The 9,787-nt window shown below is 75.2% G+C and carries 6 protein-coding genes and 2 pseudogenes; 1 reads left to right on the forward strand and 7 read right to left on the reverse strand.

The features are described from left to right. Positions 1 to 25 precede the first annotated feature (25 nt). Positions 26 to 259 (forward strand): hypothetical protein, encoded by a 234-nt coding sequence (locus FMEAI12_RS25915; RefSeq protein WP_112108163.1) that lies wholly within the window; start codon positions 26 to 28, stop codon positions 257 to 259. 31 nt (positions 260 to 290) lie between these two features. On the opposite strand, the pseudogene FMEAI12_RS25920 reads toward FMEAI12_RS25915, so the two are convergent. The 7 genes and pseudogenes from FMEAI12_RS25920 to FMEAI12_RS25950 all read right to left on the reverse strand — a co-directional run. Next, positions 291 to 593: pseudogene (locus tag FMEAI12_RS25920) on the reverse strand (aldo/keto reductase); the annotation flags it as partial. 29 nt (positions 594 to 622) lie between these two features. Further along, positions 623 to 1,952: pseudogene (gene tnpB, locus FMEAI12_RS25925) on the reverse strand (IS607 family element RNA-guided endonuclease TnpB). Continuing rightward, a complete protein-coding gene (locus FMEAI12_RS25930; protein WP_112108168.1) occupies positions 1,949 to 2,518 on the reverse strand; it encodes an IS607 family transposase in 570 nt (189 codons plus the stop codon). Before FMEAI12_RS25930 ends, tnpB begins: the two are co-directional and overlap by 4 nt. A 106-nt stretch (positions 2,519 to 2,624) precedes the next feature. Next, a complete protein-coding gene (locus FMEAI12_RS25935) occupies positions 2,625 to 3,872 on the reverse strand; it encodes a VWA domain-containing protein (protein ID WP_112108164.1) in 1,248 nt (415 codons plus the stop codon). Beyond that, positions 3,865 to 6,360 (reverse strand): DUF5682 family protein, encoded by a 2,496-nt coding sequence (locus tag FMEAI12_RS25940; RefSeq protein WP_112108165.1) that lies wholly within the window; start codon positions 6,358 to 6,360, stop codon positions 3,865 to 3,867. Before FMEAI12_RS25940 ends, FMEAI12_RS25935 begins: the two co-directional genes overlap by 8 nt. After that, on the reverse strand, positions 6,357 to 7,544 hold the full coding sequence (locus FMEAI12_RS25945; protein WP_235014507.1) for an AAA family ATPase: 1,188 nt from the start codon (positions 7,542 to 7,544) through the stop codon (positions 6,357 to 6,359). The genes FMEAI12_RS25940 and FMEAI12_RS25945 overlap by 4 nt, the downstream gene beginning before the upstream one ends. Beyond that, positions 7,541 to 9,787: DUF5691 domain-containing protein (locus FMEAI12_RS25950; protein WP_112108166.1), on the reverse strand; the 2,247-nt coding region annotated here is incomplete at its 5' end. The genes FMEAI12_RS25945 and FMEAI12_RS25950, both read right to left, overlap by 4 nt.

Genomic DNA, 9,787 nt, shown 5'->3' on the forward strand with positions numbered 1-9,787 from the left:
GCGCCCGTCTCCGTAGCCTGGGCGGATGCAGAGGTGGAAACCGAGCTTCGGATCGGGCGCGGGCCGCTGGTGGAAGGTGCTGGGGCTGGCCGGCGTCGTCGGGGTCGCCGCCGGCGGGGCTGTGCTGGCACGCTCTGAGCGGACCCGCCGTGCCTACACCCCGGACGAGATCCGCGCCCGGCTCCTCGAGCGGCACGCGGAGGCGTCCGGCGACGCGCCCGGGACGCCCCCCGCGACCGATCCCCCGGCGGCGCCCTGACCGCGGCCGGACGGCCGGCGCCGGGTCAGACGATCCAGTCCGCGGGAAACGTCGACGAGCCCAGGTAACGGATCTTGCCCTGGTGCACGAGGTCGTTCAGCGCGCCGAGGGTCTCTTCCAGGTCGGTGTTCCAGTCATGCCGGTGGATCTGGAAGAGGTCGATGTAGTCGGTGTCGAGGCGGCGGAGGCTGTCCTCGACGGCGCGCGTGATCCACCGGCGGGAGGCACCGCGGCGGTTGCGGTCCCCGCCCATCGGGTTGAAGCACTTGGTGGCCAGGACGATGTCGTCGCGACGGCCCTTGATGGCCTTCCCGACGATCTGCTCGCTCTCACCGTTGCATGTGAGCGCCTGGTAGCGCCCGGTCATGCCGCCTCGCCTCTCGGTGAGGCACCCCCGGTCTGATCCGCTTGCGCGGTGCCGGATTCCCGTTTCACAGCCACCCGCCCAGCAGGCTGGGTCTTACGGTCGGCTCCACGGGCGTTTACCGTCTCCGACGTACTGGCGGCGACGAGGTGACGCAGGTTGACCGCGGCGTTCAGGTCACGGTCGATCACCAGCCCGCAGGACTGGCAGGCGAAGGTGCGGTCCGACAGCGACAGGTTTGGGTCTTGCCAGCCGCAGCCGGAACAGGTCTTCGAACTCGGGTACCAGCGGTCCGCGACGACCAGTGCCGACCCGTACCACGACGTTTTGTAGGAGAGCTGGCGGCGGACCTCGGCCATCCCCGTGTCGGAGACGGCGCGGGCCAGCCGCCGGTGACGTACCATCCCGGCCACATGCAGGTCCTCCACCACGATCGTGTCGTGGGTTTTCGCGAGCCGGGTGGTGAGCCTGTGCAGCCCGTCACGGCGCCGGCTGGCGACCCGGGCGTGGATACGAGCGAGCCGGGCGGCCCGCTTCGCCCGTCCCGCGCTACCGGGTTTCGACCGGCCGTAGGCCCGCGATGCGGTGCGCAGCCGGCGCAGCGACCCGGTCAGATGCTTCGGGTTCGGCACCGTCTCGCCAGTGGAGAGCACAGCGAGATGCTTCACCCCGAGGTCGACACCGACCGGCCCGGCTGTGCGCTGTCGCCCCGACGGGCCGGTGGGAACCTCCCGGTCGACCTGCACCGTGAACGACACGAACCACCGGCCCGCCGCCCTCGACACGGTCGCACCCAACAGCCGGGCCCCGCCACCAGCAAGCCGGCCGGTCAACGCGCCCATCGCCTCGCTGACCTTCACCCGGCCGATCCGGGGCAGCTTCACATGCCGGTCCCCGGCCGGGCCGTAGGAGCCGGTGCTGTAGCGGAACGAGTCGTGGGCCTTCCCACGCTTCTTGAACCGGGGGGAACCCGACCCGGCGGCCCTTCCGCTTCCCCTTCCGGGAGTCGGTGAAGTTCTTCAGCCCCCGGGCAAGCCGGTCCAGCCCGGCGGAGAACGCCTCCTTGGAACACTCGGCCCACCAGGGCGCCACGCTCGACTTGGCCTTGTTCCATTCCAGGCGCAGCGCGGGCAGGGTCCAGGGCACGGGGGTGAGCATGTCGCCGGTCAGGCCATAGGTCTGCTCCGCCTCCCGCTGCGACAGGGCGGCCTTCACCCGGGCCAGACCCCAGTTGAACACGAACCGGGCCGCCCCGGCATGCCGGTGCAGGTCCGCACGCTGCGTGTTGTTCGGGTCGAGAGCGAACCGGTACGCCTGCAGCGTGTTCATTCAACAGCCCCGGTAGCAGCCTCGACAGCCCGACGGGCCCTGTCCGCAGCGCCGCGGCGCCCGTACAGCCGGGCACACATCGACGTCAGGATCTCTGTGACATCCCGGACAAGGTCATCGTCGACCTCCATCGGATCGACGACCAGCAGCCGTCGACCGCAGGCGGCGAGGGCGGCTTCGACGTACTCGGCGCCGAAACAGGCGAACCGGTCGCGGTGCTCGACGACGATCGTGGACACCCGCGGGTCACCCAGCAACGCGAGGAACTCCCGCCGGTCGCCGCCCAACGCCGACCCGACCTCGGTGACCACCTTGCCGACGGGCAGGTTCCGCCCGGCCGACCAGGTGACGACCCGCGCGACCTGTCGGTCCAGGTCCGACTTCTGGTCAGCGGACGACACCCTGGCGTACACCGCCGTCGTGCCGGTAGCCGACCGCGCGGGTTCCTCAACGAGGATCAACCTCCCGACACGGCGAGCGGGCACTGGCAGCTTGCCGTCAAGGAACCACTGCCGGGCGGTCGAGTACCCGACCCCGTTCACGACAGCCCACTCCTTGAGGTTCACACCTACGACCATACGGCACTTACTGGCGCTAATTGGCGCTCAACCGACAACAGATTCCAACCCGCGGACCCGGCATCCGGGCGGCCCCGGCGCCCCCGGCGCCCGGTCAGGCCGGGCGCACCAGCCCCTGGACGGAGGCCCAGCGGCCGACGTCGTCGCGGCGCAGCGCGGTGGCCAGCAGCTCGGGGAACCTGTCCGGGGTGCAGGCGAACGCGGGCGCCCCGAGCTCAGCGCAGGTGGAGGCGAGCCGGTGATCGTAGGCGGGGGTGCCGTCGTCGGACAGGGCGAGCAGAACGACGACGCACACCCCGGCCTCGACGAGCGCCCGCAGCCGGGCCACCAGCGACGACTGGTCACCGCCCTCGATCAGGTCGCTGATCAGGACGAAGACCGTGTCGGTGGGCCGGGTGACGAGCGACGCGCCGTAGCCGACGGCACGGTCGATGTCGGTTCCGCCGCCGAGCCGGACGCCGAACAGCAGGTCGACCGGGTCGTCGAGCTGCTCGGTCAGGTCCACCACCGACGTGTCGAAGACGATCAGCCGGGTGGACACGGCCCGCAGCGTCGCCAGTGACGCGCCGAGCACCCCCGCGTAGACGACGGACGACGCCATCGACCCGGACTGGTCGATGAGCAGGATGACGTCCCGCAGGGCGGCGGTGCGCCGCGCCCTGGTGTGGCCGATGAGCCGGTCGACGATCACGGTGCGCTGCTCAGGCTGGTAGTTGCGCAGGTTCGCGAGGATGGTGCGATCCCAGTCGACGTCGGGCAGGCGGGGAGTGCGGGTGCGGGACGTCCGGTCCACGGCGCCCAGGACGGCGCTGCGCAGCGACTGTTCCAGCCGCCGCTCGATGTCCTCGACGACGCGCCGGACCACGGCGCGGGCGGTCTCCCTGGTGCGTTCGGGCAGCGCGGAGCGCAGCGACAGCAGCGTCCCGACGAGGTGGACGTCCGGTTCCGCGGCCGCGAGCAGCTCCGGCTCGAGCAGGAGCTGACCGAGCCCCAGGCGAGCGACCGCGTCGCGTTGCAGCACGCGCACGACCGAGGTCGGGAAGTAGGTCCGGATATCTCCCAGCCAGCGGGCCACGGACGGCACCGACGCGCCCAGACCGCCCGAGCGCCGCCGGCGCCCCTCCCCGGCCGCGTCCGCGTCGTAGAGGGCACCGAGCGCCGCGTCGATCTCCCCGTCGGGGCCGGACAGGGAGATCCGCCCGTCCAGGACGGGCGCGGCCGGCGCGCCCAGCACCATGCGCCAGCGCCGCAACCGCTCCGTGTCGTCGGCGACGGCGACGGCGGCACCGGCGCGGGTGCCGGCGTGGGTGGGCCCCTCGCCCGCCGGAGTGCGCTCATTCATGTGTGGCCGTCCTTTCCAGACCGGGGATCGTGAGGAGTGACGCGACGACGGGCAGGACGAGCGCGACCCGGTCGGCGTCCCAGGCCGCCGGACCGCCCGCCGCCGGACCGCCCGGACCTCCCGCTGCCGGACCGCCCGTGGGTGTCGTCGGGCCGGTGCCGCCACCGGCCGGCCGCGGCAGCCCCGACCCGGCCCGTTCGGCGATCATGCGGCGCTCCGGTGCCGTGAAGGCCGCGAACACCCGCCGCAACGGCGCGAGGACGACGGTGAACGCGTCGGCGGTGAGCGAGGCCAGCCAGGCGTCGACGAGCCCGAGCATCCGCGGGTCCCGGGCCAGCACCGATCCGGTGGAGCCGAGGAAGCCCTCCAGCCAGCGGGCGGCGTCGGCCGGCGCGACGCCCGCCGCGGACAGCGCCCGGTCGAGGCGGAGGGCCACCTCGGCCTGGTCGATGTCACCCGCGTCCGAGAGGATCCGCGTGCACCTGCCGTTGACCAGGCTGTTGCCACCGTGGATGTCGGCGGCGGCGCGGACGGCGACGTGCCAGCGTTCGACGTGCTCGGGGTCGGCGATCAGTCGGAACGCCCCGTCGGCGCTGTCGATCGCGGCGGCCATCGCGTCCGCCGCATCGTCGTCGAGACTCACACAGGCGGGCGGGAGCCCCGCGCAGATCCGCACCATGAGGCTCTCGGCGAGGGCGGCGACGCCCGTCGTGTCGGTCGCGCGCACGTCGCCGTACCGGTGGATGCGGGCCAGCGGGGCGAGCGCCGCCATCAGGTGGGCGACGTCGCCGGTGCCGGCGGCGCGGCGTTCCAGCCCGGCCGCGACGACCGCCATCGCCGCGGGCAGCCCGGCGAGCACCGCGGCCTCGAGCAGGGCGGTGACGGCCGGCAGGTCGGCGGCGGCCTCCGTCCGCTCGGTGATGACCGCGGTGGCCGCGTCGGCGACCGTCGAGCCGTACCGGGCGGCGGCGACCACCGCGACGGAGAACTCCGGCTCCCAGCGCAGCGTCCACGCCTCGGCGAAGGTCCCGGTGCCCGACGTCGCCGCGGGCGTCCCCCACGGCACGTCGAGCAGGCGCAGCCGGCGCAGCAGCTGGCCGCGCTCCCGGTCGACGTCCTTGCGCAGGTCCAGCCGGATCTTCTGGTCGTCGGCCCCGGGCCGCAGCCGCAGCCGGCGCTGCAGGCGCGCGAGGTCGGCGGCGAGCGGCACGGTCGGAACGTCCTCGCCGACGGCGCCGAGCACCCGCCCGACGACGAGCTGTTCGCGCACCACCGCCAGCGGAACCGGGTCGCCCCCGCACAGACCGGCGAGCACGGCGTCGTTCAGCTCGGTCAGCCCGGGGACGGCCCGCTCGCGCACGGCGGCGAGCGCCTCGGCGAGACGGACGGTCTCGATCACCGAGGCGGAGGACGCGGGCAGGTCGGCGGCGCGCAGCAGCCCCGCCACCCGGGTCACCCAGCGGGTCGTGACCTGGTCACGCGAGGTCCACAGATGGTGGTACCAACCGGGTGACGCGACCCCGGCGCCGTACCCGGACTCCGCGGCGAGCCGCGCGTGCGTCCACGGAACCCACGTCGTGTCGGTGCGCACGGCTCGCACGCCGCGCAGCGTGCGCTGGTCGGCGGTGGCCGACGTCCGCCCCACCGCCCCGGTCAGCGCCGGCACGTGCCAGGCCCCGCAGACGACGGCGATCCGAGCGGCCGCGTCCGCCCCCGAGCCGGCCCGGCGGATCTCCAGGCGCATGTGCGCCTCGCGCATCTCCTCCCGCCGCCGGTGCTCCACCCGCGTGGGGGACACCCGGTCGCCCGGGCCGGCCTCGTCGCGCAGCTCGGTCATCGCGTTGGCGACCGCGGCGAACAGCTCGAGGGCGCCGTCCCGGCCCGGCTCACCCGGACCGGCCCGGGCGAGCCGGCGGTGTTCGACGAGGTCCTCCCAGAAGCGCTCCGGGTCGTCGTGCCCGGCAGCCCGTGCCAGCCATCCGAGCGGGTCGTCCTCGACCAGGTGCGCGGGCTCGCCCTCGCCGCCCGCACCGCCCGCACCGTCACCGCCAGCGGCATCACCGGGGGAGCTGGCACCGGGCGGGTCGGCGCTGCGCGAACCGGCGCCGTCCGGGCCGCCGGCATCGGCATCGGCGTCGACGGCCCTGGCCGCTGCCTCGGCCCGCTCCTGGCGCCGCAGCGCCAGGGAGAGCCCGAAGGGCAGGTCGATGAAACGCACCGGGACGCCTGTGGCGGCGCCGTGCAGCAGCGCCCGCCACTCGGGGGAGAACTCGGCGAACGGCCAGAAGGCGGCGTCGCGCGGTTCGTCGCGGGCGTAGACCGTCAGCGCGACCGGCGGGGTGAGCGAGCCGGTGTGCGCGAGGGCGGCGTCGCCCTCCGCCGGGCCCTCGACGAGGACGAGGTCCGGGTCGAGCTCGGCGAGCGCCGCCTCGACGGCCCGTGCGGAGCCCGGCCCGTGGTGGCGGATGCCCAGGACGGTGACGCTCATCTGCCGCGCGCCTCCGTGTCGAGATCCCAGCAGGCCTGGTACAGGTCCTTCCAACCGTCGCGGTCCCGCACGACGCCCTCGAGGTACTCCCGCCAGACCACGGGGTCGGTGGAGGGATCCTTGACCACGGCCCCGACGAGCCCGGCGGCGACGTCCTCGGCCGACAGCCTGCCGTCGCCGAAGTGGGCGGCCAGGGTCAGCCCGCCCGTGATCACGCTGATCGCCTCGGCGGTGGACAGGGTCGACGACGGTGTCCGCACCGTGGTGCGGCCGTCGCTGGTGACCCCGGAGCGCAGCTCGCGGAAGATCCGCACGACGCGGCGGACCTCGGCGCCCGCCGGCGGCTCGGCCGGCAGGTCCAGCGCGCGGCCCAGCTGGGCGACGCGGCGGCTGACGATCTCGACCTCGACGTCCTCCGTGGCCGGCAGCGGCAGCACGACGGTGTTGAACCGCCGGCGCAGCGCCGAGGACATCTCGTTGACGCCCCGGTCCCGGTCGTTGGCGGTGGCGATGATGTTGAACCCGGCGACGGCCTGCACCTCGCTGGCGAGTTCCGCGACGGGCAGCGTCTTCTCCGACAGCACGGTGATCAGCGCGTCCTGTACCTCGGCGCCCATCCGGGTGAGCTCCTCGACCCTGGCGAGCGAGCCCCCGGCCATCGCGCGCATCACCGGCGAGGGCACCATCGCGTCCTTGGACGGCCCCTCGGCGATGAGCCGCGCGTAGTTCCAGCCGTAGCGGACAGCGTCCTCGGACGTGCCGGCCGTGCCCTGCACGACCAGGGTCGAGTCGCCGGAGATCGCGGCGGCGAGGTGCTCGGACAGCCACGACTTCGCCGTGCCCGGGCTGCCGAGGAGCAGCAGCGCCCGGTCGGTCGCGAGGGTGGCCACGGCGACCTCGACGAGCCGCCGCGAGCCGATGTACTTGGGTGTGATCACCGTGCCGTCCTCCAGCGTGCCGCCGAGCACGTAGGTGACGACGGCCCAGGGCGAGAGCCGCCAGGACGGCGGCCGGCGGCGCCGGTCGGTCGCGGCGAGCGCGGCCAGCTCGGCGGCGAACGCCTGCTCCGCGTGCGGGCGCAGCAGCTGGTCGCCGGAGCCCTGCGGGGCGGCACCGACCGGCCGCGCCGGGACGGCGGTGGTCTCGGGCGCGATCCCGGCGGGCGGCTGGGTCGATGTCGTCATGACGAGCCTTTCTTCGAGCTCGAACGGGAGAGCAGGGTGTCGCGGCGGGCTCGCCGCTGGGCGAGCACGGCCGCGAGGCGCTGGTAGCCGGACACCGTCTCGGCCGGCATGGTGGACGGGTCCAGGTCGGGGATGCCGACATACGGCTCCACCCGCCAGGCGAGGTTGGCGAGCAGCGCCCGCACCCGGGAGTGCAGCGTGCGGGCCGTTGCCCGCTGCTGGGGATCGGAGCCCGGTTCGTCGACCGGTGCGGTGACGATGGCCGTGATGGCGGGGCCGGCCGCCCGGGTGAACTCCGCCGACCAGGGCCCGGGTATCCCGGCGAGGAGCGTGATGAGGCTCCCCAGGGCGGTGTTGCCGAGGCCGTGCCCGCCGGATCTGCCGAGGAGCAGGCCCCAGCGCCGCGTGGCATGGCCGGTCCCGCTCAGGGCGAGGTCGAACGCGCGCAGCCGGTCGGGCTCCGGCAGGCAGCCGATCAGCACCCCCTGCGAGCGCGGTTCGACCTTCGGGATCAGCGCGAGCGCCCATTCCGGGTCACGGTGCCGGACGACCGGGCCGACGAGGTAGGGCGCCAGGGTCAGCGCGGGGAAGCTCGGCGCGGGCTCCCAGAGCGCCCTGGCGCTCAGGAACTTCTGCGGGGACAGGCCGGTCCGCTCCGGCCACAGCCGCGGGTCCACCCGGGCGATCTCCGCGAGCAGCATCCGGGCCGGCCCGTCGGCCTGCGCCCTGGCGCGGGACGGCCCGTCAGGCGAGACGCCGTCCCGCGCCATCTCGTCGGTGAGCACCGCCGGCGGGTGCACGCGCAGGGTGCCGCGATGCACCGTGAAGGCCCGCTCGGTGCGGGCGGCGGCCCGCGCCGCGAAACGGGTACCGGGAAGTTCCAGCAGGACCTGGACCGCCGCGTCGCGCACGTCGGACCGGCGGTCGTCCAGGGCCGTCTCCAACAGCTCCTCGTCGTACGGGCCGAGGCCGGTGCGCAGCGCCTGGACGAAGGCGAGGCGCTCGGCTCCGCCGGCCCGGCGGAACGGGACGAAGGGAGGTTCGCCCGCGCCGCCGCGCAGCAGCTCGGCGGCGGCCGCCGGGTCGGTGTGCCGCAGCGCGGCGATGAGGGATCGGCGCTGCTGCGCGCTCGCGCTCGGCCAGCCCGCGACGCCGACGGGCCCCGCCCAGCCGGCGTCCGGGTGGAGCGCGGCGAACCAGCGGCCGCGCGGGCCGAGGACCCGCAGCAGGCGGGGACGGAGCGCGGTCGACCGCCGGCCGAGCTCGACCAGCGCGGGAAGCAGGGTGTCCGGCGGGCGCCAGCCTCCTTCGGCCAGCAGGTCCAGCCACTCCTCGAGCTCGGCTGTCTCGGCGGCGCCCACCTCGGTGGGAACGGGCACGACCGCCGTCGGTGGGCACGGTGGGTGCTCATCCGCCGCGGCGGGAGCCGGCGCGGGCACCGTGGAGGCATCGGCGGCCAGCTGACCGGCCCGCCTGGTCACCGCGGCCAGCGCCGCGACCCGGAGCAGGCGTTCCTCCTCGCCCGGACGCCCGCCGGGATCAGGGAGCCCGGGAATCACCGGCGACGGGCGGCGGCTCACGCCGATCACCGCGGCGTCGACGAGGTCCGTCCACCCCGGTGTCGGCACCGGGGCGACCGGTGCCGCGACTACCGGGACGGGGGCCCGGCCGGGCATGTCCTCCGCCCGCGCGGTGCGCGACGGCGTGGCGGCCAGGGGTGTCAGGGTGAACGAGTCCCATTCTGCGACCACGTCGAGGCCCGCTCCCCCGCCGGCCGCGAGCATGTGCCAGCCCCACTCCGCCACGGCCTCGTCGGCGAGCGGCAGCGCCTCGCCGGCGGAGTCTCGCAGCAGCCACGGACCGCTCCTGGGCAGCGGACCGGCCCCGGCGCCCGGCGGCAGCACCGTGACACCGCGGACGGTCAGCGCGACGACGTCCGCGAACGGGTCGACCGCCAGGGCCGACGCGACGCCGGCCAGCGCGGCCCGCCAGGTGGGCGCGAAGAGATCTGTGCCGACGGGGCCGACGACGGCCGCGGCGCCGCCCGGCGCGCCGGGCGCCACCCGCGCCGGGCGGCGCCCGGGATACGGCGCGAGATCGGCCCTGACCCGCGACCCCGCGGGCAGCGGCGGGGGCATCCCCTGGCCGTTCACCGCGAAGTCGACGAGCACCGCCAGCCGCCCCGACTCGACCAGACGTAGCCACTGCCGGCGCCCCCGCGCCCGCCCCGCGCCGAACTCGTG

It is taken from the genome of Parafrankia sp. Ea1.12, from assembly GCF_900465275.1.
Taxonomy (GTDB): Bacteria; Actinomycetota; Actinomycetes; order Frankiales; family Frankiaceae; genus Parafrankia; species Parafrankia soli.

What these genes read in the sequence shown, in the direction of transcription:
- FMEAI12_RS25935 (WP_112108164.1), bottom strand. Translation starts at nt 3,872, where the DNA reads ATGAATGAGCGCACTCCGGCGGGCGAGGGGCCCACCCACGCCGGCACC.
- FMEAI12_RS25945 (WP_235014507.1), bottom strand. Translation starts at nt 7,544, where the DNA reads ATGACGACATCGACCCAGCCGCCCGCCGGGATCGCGCCCGAGACCACC.
- FMEAI12_RS25940 (WP_112108165.1), bottom strand. Translation starts at nt 6,360, where the DNA reads ATGAGCGTCACCGTCCTGGGCATCCGCCACCACGGGCCGGGCTCCGCA.
- FMEAI12_RS25915 (WP_112108163.1), top strand. Translation starts at nt 26, where the DNA reads ATGCAGAGGTGGAAACCGAGCTTCGGATCGGGCGCGGGCCGCTGGTGG.